Annotated in this window: 17 protein-coding genes; 3 read left to right on the top strand and 14 right to left on the bottom strand. The window is 43.3% G+C overall.

All coding sequences use genetic code 11. The features are described from left to right. Nucleotides 1-22: 22 nt before the first annotated feature. The 10 genes from atpG to B3O12_RS01395 all read right to left on the bottom strand — a co-directional run bounded on the left by atpG (nt 23) and on the right by B3O12_RS01395 (nt 7,301). The gene (gene atpG / locus B3O12_RS01440) at nt 23-901 is read right to left on the bottom strand and encodes an ATP synthase F1 subunit gamma (RefSeq protein WP_189628691.1); all 879 of its coding nucleotides are present in this window, start codon (nt 899-901) and stop codon (nt 23-25) included. Between the two features lie 33 nt (nt 902-934). Beyond that, nucleotides 935-2,509, bottom strand: coding sequence for a F0F1 ATP synthase subunit alpha (atpA, locus tag B3O12_RS01435; RefSeq protein ID WP_189628692.1), 1,575 nt, complete (start codon nt 2,507-2,509; stop codon nt 935-937). Between the two features lie 31 nt (nt 2,510-2,540). Continuing rightward, nucleotides 2,541-3,098 carry an ATP synthase F1 subunit delta gene (atpH, locus tag B3O12_RS01430; protein ID WP_286755028.1) on the bottom strand — a complete coding sequence of 186 codons (558 nt, stop codon included), beginning with the start codon at nt 3,096-3,098 and terminating at the stop codon, nt 2,541-2,543. Nucleotides 3,099-3,108: 10 nt separating this feature from the next. Next, nucleotides 3,109-3,603, bottom strand: coding sequence for a F0F1 ATP synthase subunit B (locus B3O12_RS01425; protein ID WP_189628694.1), 495 nt, complete (start codon nt 3,601-3,603; stop codon nt 3,109-3,111). Between the two features lie 66 nt (nt 3,604-3,669). After that, nucleotides 3,670-3,930: an ATP synthase F0 subunit C gene (gene atpE / locus B3O12_RS01420; protein WP_373298947.1), complete on the bottom strand. Its 261-nt coding sequence runs from the start codon at nt 3,928-3,930 to the stop codon at nt 3,670-3,672. A gap of 34 nt (nt 3,931-3,964) precedes the next feature. Then, a complete protein-coding gene (gene atpB / locus B3O12_RS01415) occupies nt 3,965-5,158 on the bottom strand; it encodes a F0F1 ATP synthase subunit A (protein WP_286755027.1) in 1,194 nt (397 codons plus the stop codon). Then, nucleotides 5,155-5,562, bottom strand: a complete 408-nt coding sequence (locus B3O12_RS01410) for a hypothetical protein (RefSeq protein ID WP_189628695.1) — start codon at nt 5,560-5,562, stop codon at nt 5,155-5,157. Before B3O12_RS01410 ends, atpB begins: the two co-directional genes overlap by 4 nt. 240 nt (nt 5,563-5,802) lie before the next feature. Beyond that, nucleotides 5,803-6,018, bottom strand: a complete 216-nt coding sequence (locus tag B3O12_RS01405; protein WP_286755026.1) for an AtpZ/AtpI family protein — start codon at nt 6,016-6,018, stop codon at nt 5,803-5,805. After that, the gene (locus tag B3O12_RS01400; RefSeq protein ID WP_189628697.1) at nt 5,987-6,409 is read right to left on the bottom strand and encodes a bactofilin family protein; all 423 of its coding nucleotides are present in this window, start codon (nt 6,407-6,409) and stop codon (nt 5,987-5,989) included. Before B3O12_RS01400 ends, B3O12_RS01405 begins: the two co-directional genes overlap by 32 nt. A gap of 34 nt (nt 6,410-6,443) precedes the next feature. Further along, nucleotides 6,444-7,301, bottom strand: a complete 858-nt coding sequence (locus B3O12_RS01395) for a M23 family metallopeptidase (RefSeq protein WP_229838503.1) — start codon at nt 7,299-7,301, stop codon at nt 6,444-6,446. Between the two features lie 108 nt (nt 7,302-7,409). Between B3O12_RS01395 and B3O12_RS01390 the strand changes: the two genes are divergently transcribed. Genes B3O12_RS01390 through uvrC form a run of 3 tightly spaced genes read left to right on the top strand, consistent with a single transcriptional unit; the run spans nt 7,410 to nt 14,105 of the window. Beyond that, nucleotides 7,410-9,968, top strand: coding sequence for a tetratricopeptide repeat protein (locus B3O12_RS01390; RefSeq protein ID WP_286755025.1), 2,559 nt, complete (start codon nt 7,410-7,412; stop codon nt 9,966-9,968). Further along, a complete protein-coding gene (locus B3O12_RS01385) occupies nt 9,969-12,287 on the top strand; it encodes a penicillin-binding protein 1A (RefSeq protein ID WP_286755024.1) in 2,319 nt (772 codons plus the stop codon). 9 nt (nt 12,288-12,296) lie between these two features. Next, nucleotides 12,297-14,105 carry an excinuclease ABC subunit UvrC gene (gene uvrC / locus B3O12_RS01380; protein WP_286755023.1) on the top strand — a complete coding sequence of 603 codons (1,809 nt, stop codon included), beginning with the start codon at nt 12,297-12,299 and terminating at the stop codon, nt 14,103-14,105. Between the two features lie 69 nt (nt 14,106-14,174). Here uvrC and B3O12_RS01375 read toward each other — a convergent pair whose 3' ends face one another. Genes B3O12_RS01375 through B3O12_RS01360 form a run of 4 tightly spaced genes read right to left on the bottom strand, consistent with a single transcriptional unit; the run spans nt 14,175 to nt 19,113 of the window. Further along, the gene (locus B3O12_RS01375) at nt 14,175-15,215 is read right to left on the bottom strand and encodes a hypothetical protein (protein WP_189628701.1); all 1,041 of its coding nucleotides are present in this window, start codon (nt 15,213-15,215) and stop codon (nt 14,175-14,177) included. Between the two features lies 1 nt (nt 15,216). Further along, the gene (locus B3O12_RS01370) at nt 15,217-17,028 is read right to left on the bottom strand and encodes a GldM family protein (RefSeq protein ID WP_286744776.1); all 1,812 of its coding nucleotides are present in this window, start codon (nt 17,026-17,028) and stop codon (nt 15,217-15,219) included. Nucleotides 17,029-17,040: 12 nt separating this feature from the next. Continuing rightward, nucleotides 17,041-17,847: a gliding motility protein GldL gene (gene gldL, locus B3O12_RS01365; protein WP_189628703.1), complete on the bottom strand. Its 807-nt coding sequence runs from the start codon at nt 17,845-17,847 to the stop codon at nt 17,041-17,043. A 42-nt stretch (nt 17,848-17,889) separates the two neighbouring features. Beyond that, entirely contained in the window at nt 17,890-19,113 is a 1,224-nt protein-coding gene (locus tag B3O12_RS01360; RefSeq protein WP_189628704.1) for an SUMF1/EgtB/PvdO family nonheme iron enzyme, read from the bottom strand. Nucleotides 19,114-19,155: the final 42 nt, after the last annotated feature.

Raw genomic sequence — 19,155 nt, 5'->3', positions numbered from 1 at the left:
ATAATTGTTCGAATCTTTTGTTTTAGCCCTGAGCAGCCAACGCTTCGGCACCACCCACAATTTCGAGAATCTCTTTGGTAATGGCCGCCTGGCGCGTTCTGTTATAGGTTAGCTTCAGCTCTTTAAGCAGTTCTGCTGCATTGTCTGTAGCCTTGCCCATGGCAGTCATTCGTGCACCATGCTCAGAAGCATTAGATTCCAAAACAGCTTTGTAGAACTGAATCTTCAATGACTTAGGTATTAATTCTTCAACAATAAAGTCTTTCGAAGGCTCATAGATGTAGTCTATGTTGGTGGTCGTGTTCTCTTCACGCTCCAGCTCAACTATTGGCAAGAACTGTTCTGTTCTTACAATTTGAGTAGCCACGTTTTTAAACTCGTTGTACACCAAATATACCTTATCATAAGTGCCATCTGCATAGGCCTGCATTGCGTATTCAGCAGCTTCTTTTACCGTATCGAAAGTAAGATCGCCAAAAACACCCCAAAACTGATTGATTACAGGGTATTCTCTTTTCTTAAAGCTATCAAAAGCCTTTTTACCAATTGGCAACACCTCGATATGCTTTCCGGCAAGCTCATTCGAATTAATCAGGTTTCTGCAGGCTTTAACAATATTGGAGTTAAACGCACCACACAAGCCTCTGTCTGAAGTAACCGGTACAATAAGCACCTTATTTACTTCGCGCTCCTGAGCATAGGTATTCATGCCTTCTTCTGTATTACCAGAAGATACGTTGGCCAAAAGCGCAGCTAGCTTTTCTGAATATGGCCTGAGCTGAATAATGCGATCTTGGGCTCTTCTCAACTTTGCAGCCGCCACCATTTTCATGGCTTTGGTAATCTGCTGAGTAGAGGATACCGACTTTATCCGCTCTTTTACTTCTTTTAAACTTGCCATAGTCTATTCTTGCCTGGGTTTCCCCAATTTGAATTAATATTTAGATGAAAGCTCTTTTGCCACCTGCTCTATAGAAGCAATGGCCGAATCGTCTAGCTTACCGGCCTTTAGGGCATCTAGTGCCGCTCTATGACTGGTTCTCATAACGGTTAAGAACTCCTTCTCAAACTCTCTTACTTTCTCAACAGGTACTTTGTCTATGAGACCTTTTGTAGAAGCATAGATAATAGCTACCTGCTCCTCAACCGGTACCGGAGAGTATTGTCCCTGCTTAAGAATTTCCTGGTTTCTTCTACCTCTATCGATGGTCAGTTTAGTAGCCGCATCTAGGTCTGAACCGAACTTGGCAAAAGCCTCCAGTTCGCGGAACTGAGCCTGATCGAGCTTTAATGTACCGGCTACTTTCTTCATTGACTTAATCTGGGCTGAACCCCCTACCCTTGACACTGAAATACCCACGTTAATCGCAGGACGCACCCCAGAGTTAAAGAGGTTGGTTTCCAGGAATATCTGTCCGTCAGTAATTGAAATTACGTTGGTTGGAATATAGGCAGAAACGTCACCGGCCTGAGTTTCGATAATTGGAAGGGCTGTTAATGAACCACCACCTTTTACTTTACCTTTCAAAGAAGGAGGAAGGTCGTTCATAGCTGCTGCAATGTCATCGTTGGCATTGAGCTTAGCCGCTCTTTCCAAAAGTCTTGAGTGAAGGTAGAATACATCACCAGGGTAAGCCTCACGTCCCGGAGGTCTTCTCAATAGAAGAGATACTTCACGGTAAGCTACGGCCTGCTTAGAAAGGTCATCATAGACCACCAATGCCGGACGACCTGTATCTCTGAAGTATTCACCAATAGCTGCACCAGTAAATGGAGCAAAGAACTGCATTGGTGCAGGATCTGAAGCGGAAGCCGAAACAACCACGGTGTAGTCCATGGCCCCACCCTTTTCAAGAGCAGCAACCACACCGGCAACGGTAGAGGCCTTTTGACCTACGGCCACGTAGATACAGAACACCGGCTCACCGGCTTCATAAAACTCTCTTTGGTTAATGATTGTATCAATAACCACGGCAGTCTTACCTGTCTGACGGTCGCCAATAACCAGCTCACGCTGACCACGACCAATCGGAATCATGGAGTCAATAGCTTTGATACCTGTTTGAAGAGGCTCGTTTACCGGCTGACGATAGATTACCCCCGGAGCCTTTCTTTCCAAAGGCATCTCAAAGGTTTCACCCTGAATAGGGCCTTTACCATCGATTGGGTTACCCAAGGTGTCAACCACACGGCCAACCATACCTTCACCTACCTGAATGGAGGCAATTCTTCCGGTACGCTTAACAGTGTCGCCTTCTTTAATTTCTGCTGATTCGCCAAGCAATACAGCACCAACATTGTCTTCTTCCAGGTTCAATACCAAAGCATTTAAACCATTGTCGAATTCCAACAATTCACCAGACTGTGCTTTAGACAGTCCGTAGATTCTGGCAACCCCATCACCCACTTGCAATACGGTGCCTACTTCTTCTAATTCAGCCTCCGATTTAAAGTTAGAGAGTTGCTCTCTTAAGATTGCTGAAACCTCATCAGGTCTTACATCTGCCATTTTATAATAGAATTAATGTTATAAATCTTTGTTAAAACGCTTTTTCGTAGTGGTTTTTAGTAAACTCTACTCGCAAAGCCTTAAGTTTAGAGCTTACCGAATCATCGATCTGACGATCACCAATTTTCAATATAAATCCGCCAATTAGCGACTCGTCTACCTTTTCAGTAAGTTCTACCTCTTTATTAGAAATTTTCTTCACCACATTTTCGAACTCCTTCCTCAATGCATCGTTGAGCGGGAAGGTAGTGGTTACCGTAGCTTCTTCTATGCCTTTATGAGCATTGTATTGATGATGAAACTCCTTAGCAATACCTACTAAATAAGCCTCTCGGTGCTTTTTTGTAAGTATCTTGAAGAAGGCCATAGTTAACTCGCTTACCTTTCCGGTAAACACTTTGTTGAGCACGGCCAGTTTTTTGTCGTGTGTAATGATAGGGCTCTTCAGCATCAAAACCAGATCTCTGTTTTCAGAGGCCAGGTTCACCAACAACTGCATGTCGTTGTTTACCTGCTCAAGCTCACCTTTCTCCACAGAAAGATCGAGCAGTGACTTGGCATATCTGGAAGCTATTCTATATTCAGACATTAGCCTGGAATTAGTTTAAATTCAAATCTTTAACATACTCATCGACCAAAGCTTCTTGAGCCTTCTTATCGCTCAACTGCTTTCTGATGACCTTTTCTGTAATATCCAGAGAAAGGGCGGCTACCTGAGTTTTCACTTCTGCCAAAGCAGCTCTCTTCTCATTCTCTATAGTTGCCTTAGCATCTTCAAGCATTTTAGCCGTGATTTTGCTGGTCTCTTCTTTTGCTTCCTCTTTAATAGAGTTAGCCGTTGCCATTGCTTCTTTCAAGATAGCGTCTCTCTCAGCTCTTGCTTCAGCCAAAAGTTTTTCATTATCGGCCTGCAACGCCTGCATATCTTTCTTAGCTTGTTCTGCAGCCAATAGAGCACTTTCAATAGTTTGCTCACGCTCTTTTAAGCCACTAAGAATGGGTTTCCATGCAAACTTACCCAAGAAGATAAGTAGCAAAATGAAAGCTATTGTTTGAAGAATAAATAAACCGGTATCTGGTATTAATAAGTCCATTTCTGTAAGTTTTAAAGAACGACTTTAGACCTGCCTAATGCAAAGCCTAAAGTCATTCAATGGTTTTTAAAGTGCCTCTACAATTGAGTTGTTAGATGCAATCAAGAAACATGCAACAACACCGAAAAGAGCAATTACCTCAATAAGGGCGGCAATGATCAACATACCAGACTGCAATTTTCCAGCAGCTTCTGGCTGACGAGCCATACCTTCCATAGCGGCAGCACCAATTTTTCCGATACCCAAACCTGCGCCAATCGCTACAAGTCCAGCACCAATACCTGCACCTAAAAGAGCAGTACCAGCAGTTAATAAAATAGCTAACATAATTTGTCTATTATTAATGAAACAATGGTTCTAATTAATGGTGGCCGTCATCTACCGCCTGACCGATGTACATCGATGAGAACAGTGTAAACACATAGGCTTGAATAACGGCTACTAATATTTCAATAAGGGTAATGATTACGGAGAAGAGTGTTCCCACAAAACCAACTACCAAACTGTTCAAAATAAACCCTAAGCCCACAATAGAAAGCACTACAATGTGACCTGCCGTAATGGAGGCAAACAATCGGAGTGTAAGTGAAATTGGCTTGGTGAAAATACCAATTACCTCTACCACCAGAATAACCGGCCTGATGGGTAGTGGCACACCAGGGGTCCACAAAATGTGCATCCAATAGGCTTTTCTACCATTGAACTGGGTGATAAAGAAAGTAAACAAGGCCAAACACATAGTTACCGCTATGTTTCCGGTAAGGTTGGCCGCTCCAGGTGTAAGACCTAATAGGTTATTGAATAGTATAAAGAAGAACAGCGTAAGCAGGTAAGGCATAAAACGCTCATACTTATGCTCGCCAATGTTTACTTTGGCAATATCGTCTCTAATGAAAACGATTACGGGCTCAAACAAAGATTGAATACCTTTTGGTGCAGCAATTCCCTTTTTGTAGCGTTTAGCCACTGTAAAGAACACTCCAAATAGCAAAATCATGCTAATGATGAGCGAAGCCACATTCTTTGTAATAGATATATCCAGAAAACCGGACTGAGTCATTCCTTCATGCTCATTGCCGTGCACTTCTTCCTGCTCATGAGCACCCTCCTCACCATGGCCGGCATCCTCATTGTGAGAACCAGCTTCTTCATGATGATCTTCTTCATGGCCTTCGTTGTCATGTGCCGAAGAAGCACTATAACCTTCAGTTAACTTGTAAAGCTTGCCATGGTCTATGTAATAACCACCATGTGGTTTTGGCTGATGATGTTCGTCATAGAAATCTGACGACATAAATACTTTTAGACCATCTTCATAGTCGTATACAATTACGGGAAGTGGGATGGTTACATGCGTATGACCGAGGGTAATGATGTGCCACTGGTAGTCATCTTTAATGTGGTGCATAATGAAGTCGGTCCCTCCACCTTCTTTTTCTTCGTCTCCACCACCTGAAGCGGCCCATAAATTTGAAGAACTTGCTAGACCAAAAATTGCTGCTAAGAAGCTAATGATCAATAAATTGGGAATGTTAGTTCTGCTTTGTTTCATCATTGTTTTTCGCCCTCTCCCGAAATCGCGCGCAAGTTAGAGAGAATGGTAGTTATTTCAAACACTAAGTAAAATAAATAGACTGCAAAAAAATTGACCACCCACAACACGCGGTCTTCAATGCCCATATAAAGGGTAATTCCGATAAAGGCCATACTCAACAGCATACGCAAAACTGTGAGTCCCAGAAAAATATTGGGTCGAGACTGAGCATCCATGGTGCTCATGCCCCAGTGAGCGATAGCCACTACTATCATTCCCAGCACACCTGAAAAAACCATGATGGACCAAATGTACGGATGCACAAGGGGCTTTTGTGTTCCAATTTGCTGTACAAGAAGTACAAGCCCACAGAGCACCAAGCTAAATACAAGAGATTCAACGATTTGGCGACCCAAACTTTTCATGGCCGCAAAGGTAGGTGTATTTGGTTCAATGTTCTAGGTTTTAAGATTAAAGTTTGGGAAACTTTAATCTTAACCTGAACTCGATGTAAGGTCTTCGAAAAAATTTACGTGTACACCCTAAACCAGCATTCCTGAATCTAAAGGAAACTGCTGGTGAGATGCCGGATAAAATAGGCCTAGTCTGAATTTAAGGCCAATTTTTCCGGCATGACGTCCTTTATTATATCGAATTCAGGTAAACTAATCTTTCGGAAGCGACCGATACAGTTGATATATGGCTCCCGTGGCTCCAACAAGTATCATTAGAATGACAAACAGCGAACGACCATCATTCCACCACTCGTCCATTTTATACCCCAGCCAACCACAAATGCCAATGGTTACAAACAGTTGTAAGCCAAGTTGCGAGTATTTAAGGTATTGATTAGGCTCTTTTGATGGCCTTTTCTCCGGCACGGCTCTGGGGGGTTGATATTTGAATTTCTTTGGCTAAATGACCCATTTTGCAACCTCCATTAAAAGTAGCTCCGGGCTCTACTACCAATTGGTTGGTAAGAATGTCTCCGCTAATTACTGCCGATGGCTTTAAGATGAGGAGTTCAGAAATTTCTATGTTCCCCTTGATCTTCCCGGCCACCTCGGCCGACCTTGCCACCACGCTTCCGTCAACATAGGCTTCAGCACCCATTACAAATTTGGCTTTGGCTTTTACATTGCCATATATTTTGCCTTCAATGCGAATATTACCTATAGATTCCAGGCTGCCTTCTAACACAGTTTCTTTACCAATTATATTGCTGGTTTGGCTAAGGTCTTCATTCGTTTTTTTGTCTTCTTTAGAAAACATGGTCGGTTCTTGGTTTAGTTGATGATCTACTGGTCTAGAAAGATATAAACTCTTCCGGATTTACCGGAGAGCCATTGTACCACAATTCTATATGTAAATGTGGACCACTGGTAAGTTCGCCTGTATTACCAATAATTGCAATAATGTCTCCTGCAGAAATCACATCGCCCACCTCTTTTGTAATGGCCGAATTGTGCTTGTATACAGAAATTAGGTTTTCCCGGTGCTGGATCGCAATCAGGTGGCCATCCGTTTGTGTCCAACCTGCAAAAATCACGGTTCCATCAGCTATCGACTTTACCGGTTCATCCTTTTTAGAAACAATGTCTATACCGTAGTGTTTATCGCGAGGGTCGAATGCTTGTACAATGTAGCCACTAATGGGCGGAAAAAAATAGATACTTCTTAATTCTACATTGTCAATATCAGCTGTGAGAAGAAAATCGCCCCCAACCCGCTCAAATTCGCTTTTAAAAGCACTGTCTATTTGCTCCAGATTTTCAATATCAGTAGGTTCTCCGGCCGAAGCCTGGGCTGTTTCAGGAATTTCGTTGGTGGTAACATCGCCCTGCAGCACCTTCTTAATACTTTGTATAAAACGGTCTCTGCTATCCAACTCATAGGCCAGAGAGTCCAGCGTAAAAGTCATCTCCACCAACTCCTGTCGGGTTTGGCGTTCGGCATAGCGCGGATCGAACCACTGCTTAAGTATGGTGGTAACCATGTAAAAGCTCAAGGCAAACACTCCTACAAGGCTCAGAAAAGCAAAAAAGATTATTTTGGCATAAGTGAACTTATAGGTTGCCTTTTCAGAAAAGTTTTCCTCATTCTGAATAATCAGGATATGCCGGGCATTGAGCCAGTTAGAAAGAGTCTTCTTAAATCGCGCCACTTATACAAAAATCAAGGATGACAAAAATATTCATTAATACTCAACAGCGAGCGTAATATTGTATTATTTGCTCATTAATTTCGTTGCTTTGTTGGTTAATCATCTGCCTTGGAAATCAAGAATTTACATATTATCAGGTTTTGTTGTCTTCTCCTCATTATAGCCCTCTGGGGGTGTAACTCTAAAGGATACCAAAACCTGAACGCCCGATACAATGGCTATTTCTATGCCGATCAATACCTAAACGAAGTATACCAGGCTTTTGAAGAACGATATGCCTACAACTTTGATGAGATACTGCGCATATTTCCTCAAATCGATTCGGCCATTGTAAAAAGCAATAAGGAAAAACTGGACGATGCCTTCAAAAAATCGAGCCAAACCATCGAATGGTGGAAAGCCAGCGACTGGGTAGACGATAGCTACCTTATTATCGGTAAGATTAGATACCTGAGAGCGCAATGGCAATTTGCCATAGAAACTTTTCAATACATCAATCAGAATAGTAACGATGACCCTACTCGCCAAAAGGCTCTCATTGCCCTAATGAGAACTTATATGGACATGGGTAATTATGACCAAGCTGAGGAAGTAGCCGGCTTTCTCGATCTTGAAAAACTCGAGCCGGAAGTACGCGCAAGCTATTTGCTCACTAAAGCTTTTTTGTTTCAGCAACTCGATGAGTATGGCAAAGTAAAGGAACTACTCACCGAAGCCCAACCCCTGATCAATGACAAAACCTACTCTCTAAGGGTAAACTTTATTCTTGGTCAGTTGGCTCAACAGGCCGGTGAATACCGTAATGCTTACCTGTACTACGACAATGCCCTAAAAGGCAATCCTCCTTATGAGGTAATGTTTCATGCACGCCTGAACAAACTCATAGTCTCGGGTTACTCCAACCCCAATAATGTCGATGAAGCTTACAAAGTATTTGATAAGATGTTGCGTGACGGCAAAAACAAGGAGTACATGGATCATATCTATTATACCATGGGGCTTCTGGAGCAACACCGAAACAAGCTTTCTAAAGCCGTAGAAAATTATAGAGCAGCCACCCGGGTAGAACAACCGAACAACCGACAGCAGGGGCTTGCTTTTTTGCGACTGGCCGAAATTCACTACGACCATTTACTGGATTTCAACCTGGCCAGTGCCTACTACGATAGTGCCGTAATGAAACTCCCCAAAGACATTGAGCGCTTTGATGAGATTAGTAAAAGACAAAAGGTGTTGAAAGACTTTGTCACACAACTCAATATTATTGAGAAAAACGACAGCCTGCTCACGTTGGCTCAAATGAACCCCATCTCGCTAGAAGCCTATTTGGGAAGATACCTCGATGCAAAAGAAGCCAAAGAACGCGCCAAAGAAAGAGGAAACAACAACGCCAACTCTACCGGGCTGAACCGAACCGATGACAGCAACTATCAGGCTCCCGATGGCAGCAATACCTGGTACTTTTATAACCGGCAAGCCGTAGGGCAAGGCCAGCTTGAATTTCAACGGTTATGGGGCAACCGCCCACTGGAGAACAATTGGCGCAGATCGCTCAAACAAACCATTGGCTTGTCTTCTGCTGCGCAAACAGACAACGATATTAGTGACGACCCTAACAAAGGAGCACCACAGCCAGATCTAAAAAGCAGCCGTGAAACGGACATCGACAAATTAATGGCCACTGTACCGTTTTCGGAAGAGGCCCAATCAAAAGTACACAAGGAGATTAAGGACGCATACTTTAGCCTCGGCCGTATATACAGGTTTGGTCTGGCGCAAAATCAAAAGTCTATAATCACCTATGAAAAGCTGCTGGAGCGCTACCCTCAAACGGAGCACAGACTTGATGTCCTCTATGCTCTCTTTACCCTTTACGAACCTTTAGATGCTGCTAAAGCTCAGCACTACAAGCAGAGTATAATTGAGGAATTTCCAGAAACACTCCTCGCTAAAACACTCATAAACCCTAACTACCTGCAAGAAAAAGCAGCCCGTAACCTGGCCTTACAGCAAGAATATGCGAGAGCCTACGAGGCTTATGAGTCGGGTGACTATATTCTGGCCGACCAGCGGCTTAGAGCAGCACTTGCTTCTTTTGAAGATGTGGACTTTTTGCCGACAGTGGAACTGCTGGCCGCCATATTAAAAGCAAAAACCGAAAGTATTGTTTCGTATGAGCAGGCACTGAAAGACTTTATTGCCAAATATCCGGAAGAACCCCAGAGCAAATATGCTCAAAACCTTCTGGCCGCCATTGCCCCAACCAAAAACCAATTATTCAATAACCTAAACAATGCCTTTAGCGAAGACTTTCAACAGGTGCATCTGGTTGCTTTTACATTCAACGAATCTGTATTTAAAGCCGATAACCTAAAGCAGATTGTAAACACGTTCAATCAACAGAAATTTGAATCGCAGCGCCTCTCGTCCAGCTACCTTAACTTTAGCCCGATAAACAAAACCGGTATCCTTTTCATTAACTCCTTTAAGACGAAGTCGGCCGCAGAAATATACAGAAAGCTACTAGAAGAAGAGTTAGTAAAGCAAGGCCTGAAAAGCGATTCAAATTTTCATAATTTTGCCATTTCAAGAGATAATTTCACACAATTGTTTCAGAACAAGGCGTTAGAGGAATACCTTACTTTTCATCAGAAATTCTATAAATAAATGAGTGCTCAAGAAAAACCAAGCAAGAAAAAATCGTGGCTCAAAAAACTAGTAGTAGTTTTTTGGGTTGGCTTTACTTTAGCCATAATTGGTTTTCCGGCCTATTTATGGGCTGTGAGCAACAACGTAAACAATTGGTTTGGCAGCTTGCCAAGCTATAGCCAGCTAGAAAACCCCGAGCAAAACCTTACCTCGCTACTCTTTACGGCCGATGGTGTGCAGTTAGGTTCCGGATACTATCGGGATAACCGCAACCCTGTAAGTTATGACGAGTTGGGAGATAACCTGGTGCATGCTCTGCTGGCCGCAGAAGATATTCGCTTTAATCAGCACTCGGGCATCGACCTGGAAAGTATGTTCAGAGTGGCCTTTGGAGTAATCACCTTTAGCCCCAAAGGCGGTGGCTCTACCATTACCCAGCAATTGGCCAAAAACCTGTTCAATACAAGGGTTATTAAAAAAGAAGACAAGGGTAAGCTGGAAGGAATAAACGGGTTCCTTGACCAACTCATTTACAAAACCAAGGAGTGGATTTTGGCTGTGCGACTAGAAAGGTCTTACACCAAAGAAGAAATTATGGCCATGTACTACAACACCGTGGAGTTTGGAAACAACGCCTTTGGTATTAAGTCGGCCGCCAAAACATACTTTAACAAAATGCCTAAGGAGCTTTCGGTAGACGAAGCAGCTGTATTGGCGGGCATGCAGAAAGGAGTAACCACCTATCGGCCTGATATTAACCCGGAAAACTCCAAACGCAGGCGAAATGTTGTTTTAAGTCAAATGGTCAAATATGGGTTTTTGGCCCAACAAGCCTACGATACGCTGCGAACCAAAGACATTAATCTTGACAGTTTTCAACAGCAAGACCAGAATACAGGTTTGGCTCAGTACTTTAGAGAAGAAGCGCGCAAAGATCTACGGGAGCTTTGCAGCAACCTAGGCTATGACCTGTATGGTGATGGTCTAAAAATCTATACCACCATTGACTCACGCATGCAAGCCTATGCTGAATCTGCTATGGACAGCGCCATGAGAGCTATTCAGAAACTTTTTAATTCAAAACTGGCAGCTGAGGGTAGAGACTTATGGATAGATAGTAGAGGTAGAGAAATTAAAAGCTTCTTTGATGACAATGTTTTGCCTTATTCGAAGGCCTACAGAAACTTGGTGAAAAAGTATGGCGCCAAATCCGATTCTGTTGAATATTATCTCAATAAGCCAAAAAAACTGAGAGTATTTAGCTGGAAAGGAGAAATAGACACAGTGATGAGTTCTATAGATTCTATACGGTATTACAAACAGTTCCTTCAAGCAGGCTTTCTTGCATCAAACCCCAAAACCGGGGCACTCAAAGCATGGGTTGGTGGTATCAATTATAAGCACTTTAAGTATGATCATGTTAGGTTAGGAAAGCGTCAACCAGGTTCCTTGTTCAAACCTTTCGTTTACGCTACTGCTGTTGAACAGGGTTACTCACCCTGCTTCACCTTTAAAGATGAGGCCATCTCTATCCCAATTCCAGGCCAGAGTGAATTTTGGAGCCCTCAAAATGCAGAGGGCAAGTTCAGCGGTGAGGAAATGACACTCAAACGAGCAATGGCCAATTCAGTTAACTCAATTACTGCCAGAGTCATGGATATTGTAAAGCCAGACAAGGTGGTTGACATGGCACATAGAGTAGGTATTAAGAGTGATATACCACCGTACTACTCCATTGCTCTAGGTACAGAAGATGTTTCACTACTCGAAGTAATAGGAGCCTACGGCACTTTTGCCAATGAGGGAACTCATATCGAACCGTATTATATCAGTCGAATTGAAGATAAATATGGCAATGAAATTTACCGTCATGTGCCAAGAAAAAGTAAAGCCATAAATCAAGACGTAGCCTTTGTAATGCTCAACATGCTTCAGGAAACTGTAAGGTCAGGGTCGGGAATAAGACTGTGGCTAACCTATGGGCTAGTTGATAGAGAACAACAAAAGAACAGTATCGGAGCTAAAACAGGAACTACTCAAAATGCTTCTGACGGTTGGTTTGTAGCAGTTACTAATGAGATTGTAGCCGGAGCATGGGTTGGTGGAGACGACAGAGCAATACACTTTACGAATTGGCCGGATGGTCAGGGAGCAAGAACTGCCATGCCCATTGTTGCTCAGTTTTTAAAAGATGTATATGCTGACTCAACGCTCAATTTAAAGAAGACGCTTTTCGAAAGACCAGTTGGTCTAAGTATGGAGATAGATTGTCAGAAATTTACCGATGTGCTCACTACGACCGATACCTCCAATATTTATGACGATGATATTTACTAATTTCGGCCTATGGAGGTCACGCGCATCGTTCCTGGAGATGTACTGAAGCTTCCCGATAATCCGGGGGTATATCGTTTCTTCAATGAAGAGGATGAACTGATCTACGTAGGCAAAGCCAAAAGTTTAAAAAAGCGGGTTTCAAGCTACTTCAACAAACAAGCCGGGGTAAACCGAAAAACCAGACGTCTGGTATCGGAAATAAAAGCCATTGAAGTCACCCTTGTCAACTCGGAGTTCGATGCGCTTTTGCTCGAAAATAGTCTGATAAAACAAAACCAGCCTAAGTACAACATCCTTCTCAAAGACGACAAAACCTTTCCCTACCTGTGTGTTTCCAACGAAAGGTTTCCTCGCATATACAGCACTCGCAAGTTTATTCCCAGCAACGGTACATACTTCGGGCCTTACGCCAGTGTAAAAGCCATGAACAATGTGTTGAGGCTCATTAACAACCTCTTTACCCTACGCACCTGTAGATACGACCTGAGCGAAGAGAATATTACCAAAGGAAAGTTCAAAGTATGCCTGGAATACCATATTGGCAACTGCAAAGGTCCATGTGAAGGCCTGCAGAGCGAAACAGACTATCTGAACGACATAGACCAAGCGGTTAACATACTTAAAGGCAACCTTTCTGTTCCCAGGCAATATTTTAAAGAACATATGAATTCTGCTGCAGCACAACTGGAGTTTGAAGCAGCACAAAAATTTAAGGATAAACTGGAATTGCTGGATAGGTTCCAGTCCAAATCGCTGGTGGTTAACCCCAAGATCGCAGACCTGGATGTATTCACCATTGTTGCCGATGAAAAGTTTGCCTTTGTAAACTACCTGAGAATTAAAAACGGCACCATTAACCTATCGCAAACCTCAGAGATTAAGAAAAAACTAAACGAATCGGACGAGGAGATTCTAACTCTTCTGATCGTGGAACTAAGAGATAAATTTCAGAGCTCTGCCAGAGAAGTACTCACCAATAAAGAGCTGGATATAGCCTCCGAAAATTTTAAAATGATATTGCCCCAACGGGGAGATAAAAAGAAGTTGATCGAACTATCACTAAAGAATGCTCTGTTCGCCAAAAAAGAGAAATACACTTCGCTAGAAAATGTGAAAGACAAAAGCAACCGGGTACTCAAACAACTGCAGGCAGACCTATCGCTTCGTGAGTTGCCAACCCATATTGAATGCTTCGATAACTCCAATATTCAAGGCACAAATCCGGTAGCCAGCATGGTTTGCTTTAAAATGGGGCGACCCTCCAAAAAAGATTACCGACACTTTAAAATTAAAACTGTTGTTGGGCCCGATGATTTTGGGTCTATGAGAGAGGTTGTTGGCCGCAGGTATTCGCGCTTGCTCAAAGAAGAAGCTCCTCTGCCCAAGCTCATTGTAATAGATGGTGGCAAAGGACAGCTCAATGCGGCCTGTGAGGCGCTCAAAGAACTCAACCTATACGGACAAATTCCGATCATAGGAATTGCAAAACGCTTAGAAGAACTCTACTTTCCGGAAGACTCATTTCCTATTCACATCGATAAAAAATCAGAGTCACTTCGGCTCATTCAAAAGCTAAGGGATGAAGCCCACCGCTTTGCCATTAATTTTCATAGAGACCTGCGAAGCAAAAACAGCTTCAATTTTGAGCTGGAAGAAGTAAAAGGATTAGGGAGGGTAACGGTGGACAAGCTGCTCAAGGAATTTGGTACTATGAGCAAAATAGAGCAAGCTAGCGAAGAAGAACTTATTGCCCTTGTTGGCGAAGCCCGCACCCGACTTATTAAAAACTTCTTTAACCAGAAACGAGAAGCACAATAGGCCAAGGCCTATAACAAAAAAGGGAGCTTATTGAAGCCCCCCTTTCTTATATTCTGTTTAACTGAATTCTTAATATTCCCAGAGGTTATGCATTTTCTCTAGCAACTCATGTCTCTTTTTCATGGCTTGCTCAATAATGCTGTAGTCATAGTCAGATCGGCCAAAGAGCGTCTGTATATTATCATCATCAGCATTTTGAAACTTAGTAATGTATGAGCTAAACAAGCGTAGGTCAAAGGCATGAGCAAAGTTTATATTTCTATCGCGCGGATTCTTTGGGTTGTACCAATAAGCTGCATTTTTGTTTGACTCCGCGTACACCTTTTCAATGTAAGCTACCAACTCCTGATACTTCACTCGAACAATTTCGCGTTCCGTTCCGGCAACTGTAGCCTTAGGTGGCGCAACTAGCGTAATAGAAACAATATCCCACTTGGCCAAAGACTGATTTCTATCGAATATGAGATCTTCTTCTATAAGCAAAACATCTAAATCTCCCTTATTTGCCGGATCGAGAGGTTTGGCCTCCGCATTCTGCTGATATTCCGCATCAATAATAGAGTCTAGACGGGCATCGGAGTAGTTGGCGTAAATGCCACCGTCCCGCGTTTTAAGCTCTGCCCTGTCTTGAGCCCTAAAAGCCTCATCATAATTGCCCAAAGCTGTAGACATATCCTTCAGGTTATTCCTAAAGTCTGCCTCAGAAAGAATCACCTCATCATCGAAGCCTTTGGCTCCGGTTTCGAAAGTTGCGTATGGAGTAATACCCACCTGCTGATCTAAGGCCTGGCTCTTGGCTTCATAGTAGTCTTCTATGCCTTTAAGAATGATCTCCGTAATGCGAGACTCTTTGGCGTTCCAGGCCGAATTTAACTTTTCGTTAAAATTCATCTTGGACCAGAGTCTTATACTCCACATTACGTCTTCATCGCGAATGGGCCGTACCGAAAACTCGTTATTGAGTTTTCGGGCACTATTAAGGCCGGCAACTTTAGTAGTGCTTTCTATGGTTTGCAAAAATTTGGCAGGGTTTGTTCCACTGCCCTCGTCCTGAGCGTTCAAGACTGTGACAAAACACAGTACTAATAAAATTGCTAAGCCTTTTTTCATTTTAGTTAATATTTATCGTTACGTCTCCCGTAAAACGAATCGGAATCTGCTCTTCTTTATAGTTGAAGCGAACAATTTCTTCAACATAAACCACTATTCTGTCTCCTGAAGCCATTCGGCTAACCAATTGAGACAGATCCACTCTCGACATGGGCTTATCGATAGGAATAACTCCTTTTGTGGTTTTTCCACGAGCCAGGGTTACACTTCCTTTGCTCACCAAGAAAGTAGCATCGTCTTTATAACGCTCGGCAAAATCGGGGTCAGACTGTAGCAACAGGTTAATTACTGTTGGCTTCTCGTCCATACCATTCTTTGCATCATACGGCTGACCGTTAGGTCTTACTTCAAGTCTTGGAAGCGGTACAGGCTTGGCTTGAAATTCTCTTGAACCAATATAGAACCCACCGCTCGAAACATCAATCTTCAACTCACGCTGTGTAGGCACTACCAGTATTTCACCTTTCTGGCTACCTGAATTAAAGGTTCCACCGGTTACTTTGAAAGATGGCTGATAGGCTGGCCCCAAAGCCGGCACATTAATGTTCAAGTTGTTGGCACAACCCAGGTAGAGAACCTCTACTGATGCACTTCGTACATCAATTACCGGTTTGGCCACCTGATACTCATGTCGCTTAGTTCTGGTAATGGTTCCGCCAGAACCGTCCTGAGCGGTTATTTCAACTTCGAAAAACTTTTGCGCCAATCCGTTGGCATCGTACTCACTGTTTTGCGCTGAAGCCGGAATACTAATTATTCCTCTTCCGTTGACTACCGGTATATCCTGTCCGTTCACTTTGATCTCCGGTTGCAGCTTAGAGTTACCCAGCGTTAAAAAGGCCTGAGCACTAAAGTCTAGTCCGGCTGTCACAATATTTGACTCAGAAAGCACTGTAGCCTGAGCATAGTCTATCCCCGCAAATGCACCCTTTAAAAACTCATCTTGAGAAATCTCAGCAGAAGCTGTTCCTGAAGAAGGGTTTTGTCTTGGCGTTGTTCTTGGAGTAGGCGCTGCTTCATCTTCAGAAGAAGAATTATCGGGCTGGCTGGCAGGTTGAGTGTTAGTCACCACCAAATCGGCCAATGTAGGAATGCTATTAGGGTCTGTAGAAACAGCCGTTCCTACCATTCCTTTTAGCTTATTGAGTGCCTCTGACTCTTTACTGAAAATCTGATTTTTGTAGAAAGTAAGCTGCGCAAGAACTGAGGCCAACGGAGCCTTATAGAAGTTAAAATGGGCGTAATCTTCTTTTTTTGCCTCGGCATTGTTTTCGTAAAACTTAATGTCGTTGGCATCAATGGCTATAGACTTCATCCACTCCGGGTTCATTCCTCCTTTACCCAACAAACTGATAATCTCATTTACTTTGAGAGGGTATTCATCCAGTCTTCTTTTAAGCTCCTCAGCATTCTTTTTATTCACCAGATAGTTAGAGGGCTCTTCGTATTTTTTAAGCGTAGACCGCTCGTATATTTTAGAAGTGTCTCCTCCGGTAGATACTTTACCGAGTTCCAGTTTCAGATTGTCCAGATAGTTAGCGAGGTCAAGGGTATACAACCGTACCTGCTCGGCCACTTTTTGCACAGCCACATCGCCATCTTTTTCACCTTGATTGGTTACATCGTTTTGGATGCTGGTAAGGACATTCTGGTTGTAGTCCATAAAGGACTCATTAGAAACTTTGAGTCCGTTTTCTATAAGAACGAACTTTTCCAATACCGTATCCTTAATCTGCAAGGCGAGAAGAGCTGTTAGCACGAGATACATCATGCCAATCATCTTCTGCCGTGGGGTTTCTTTACCTCCTGCCATAATCGATCAGGTTTAGTTATTGGTTTGTTTCATTGCAGAAAGCATTGCACCATATACCTTGTTCAGCGAGGTAATATTGGTGTTTAGCTGAGCCATTTGGGCTTGGAATTCTTCCGTAGCCTTGGCTGTGTTCATGGCTCCTTTAATCATGGTTTCCATGTTAGAAAGGTAACCTTTCATATACTTAGCTACAGACTCCGTATCGGTAAGCTCGGCCTTGTAAGCACCACTAAGCGCCTGCAGTTGTGTTGCAGCTTCTTTGAGCTGAACCTGATACTGCTCAGTAGCCGCCTTAAGTTGTGCCTGATTGGCACCAGAACCTTTTACGGTGTTGGCTACTTCAGCAAAAGCCGAAGCGGCCTGGTTAGTAGACTGGTCTATCTTAGATAAAGATGCTGCAGCCGTTTTCGCATTTTTAGCGTACTCATCAGTTGCTACAGCGGCATTAGACATACTGGCCAGTTGTTTGGCATTCTGAGCCAAATTGTCCATCCCTTCTTTCAGGCTTTGAAGGCCGTCTTTGCTTATAGCCGCCTGCTTAAGCATTTTTTCAAGGGTAATATCGTCTTTCTTTTCTGGGGCACCACCGCCTTTCACGGTCGCATGGTATAATTCTTTCGTATAATCTGTGGCTTTGGGTTCAAAGGCAGCGAAAGCAAAGATGAGTGCTTCCGTACCAAGACCAATAATTAGCATAAGAGTAGCACCGGCCCATCCGTTCAATTTGAACATGGCACCTACAATTACTACAGAGGCACCTAGACCATAGATTTTCGGCATTACGTTGCCGTAGAAGTTTTGGGTAAATTTACTAGCCATTTGTTTTATCAGTTGGGTTGAAGATCAATTTGATAGTTGTTGTTAAAGCGGGTTATTTTGACCGAGGTCGTCCATAGCACATCTAAATCCAATTGAAGCAGAGGCCACGTCTCGGTATTCAAAAGTTCTTGTTCCGGTTTGGAGGTAATAGGAAATATCATTCCAGGCTCCTCCTCTTACCACCTTCTTTCCGTAGTGAGGGCTGTCTTTTTCCGATAAGGTATCGTATAAAAACATTGGGTTCAGATCCCACACCAGTGGATTGTATACAGGTGAGAAGTCGTCTCTACACCATTCCGCTACGTTGCCTGCCATGTTATACAAGTTGAATGGGTTAGGCAAAAATGAATTTACCGGAGCAGTATATGGGTAACCATCGTCTGCATAGGCTCCTCTGCCTGGCTTAAAATTGGCCAGAAAGCAACCATCGCGGTTTCTGGTATACGGACCTCCCCACGGGTATTTCACAATTTCTTTTCCTCCTCTGGCTGCATACTCCCATTCTGCCTCCGTAGGCAGTCTAAAGTTGGGATATCTAAATTCCATTGGGGAAGTATCTACAAAAGTGCTCGACTCAGGACCACTAGCTGCTCCTCCTTGGGGGCCTACGGCTCCTAACGGGCCTGCAGCTCCGGCATTCGGGTCGCCCTGATTTTTCTTTTTACCGAACGAGAAGAGTCCACCCCCTCCTTCATTTTTGGCTTGCTGGCCATTGTTCAGGAAAATGGTTCTCCAGGCAGCAAATTTTTCAGCAGCATCCCAGCTAACTCCTACTACAGGGTAATTATCAAAAGAAACGTGCTGGTGATAATATTGAGTCATTCGGTCGCCATAGTGGTATGTAAACTCCTGCTCCCAAACTTTGGGGTTAGGAACTACCGTGGCTAAAAATTCGCGGGTGTAGTATCGATCGCCCTTTTCGGCCAAATCGGCCACATGGTATAGAAATTGGCGATACTCATTGTTGGTGATTTCCTCAGCATCCATAAAAAAGGAGCTGACAGTAATTTGTCTGTTGAAGTTAATTTGTGAGGCTGCCACATCTTCATCGGCCTGGCCCATGTAGAATGTTCCCCCAGGTATTTGAACCATTCCATAGGGTAGTTCCTGATACCATCCTTCTCTGTCGAGCACACCTAGCAACTGGCCTTCATCGACCAACGCCTGCTCTTTTCCTCCTCCACTTAGAAAGCCTTCGAACATACTGCACCCAGTGTTCAAAGAAAGAAGTGCCATAAATAACAGACCCAGTATAGACTTCTTCATTGTTTTAGTTTTAATCTATTTGCCAGTTCAAAAACAAGCCTC

Source organism: Roseivirga sp. UBA838, from assembly GCF_002296035.1.
GTDB lineage: Bacteria > Bacteroidota > Bacteroidia > Cytophagales > Cyclobacteriaceae > Roseivirga > Roseivirga thermotolerans.
Note: the sequence above shows the minus strand (reverse complement) of the source record. Positions and strands in the feature narration are given on the sequence as shown.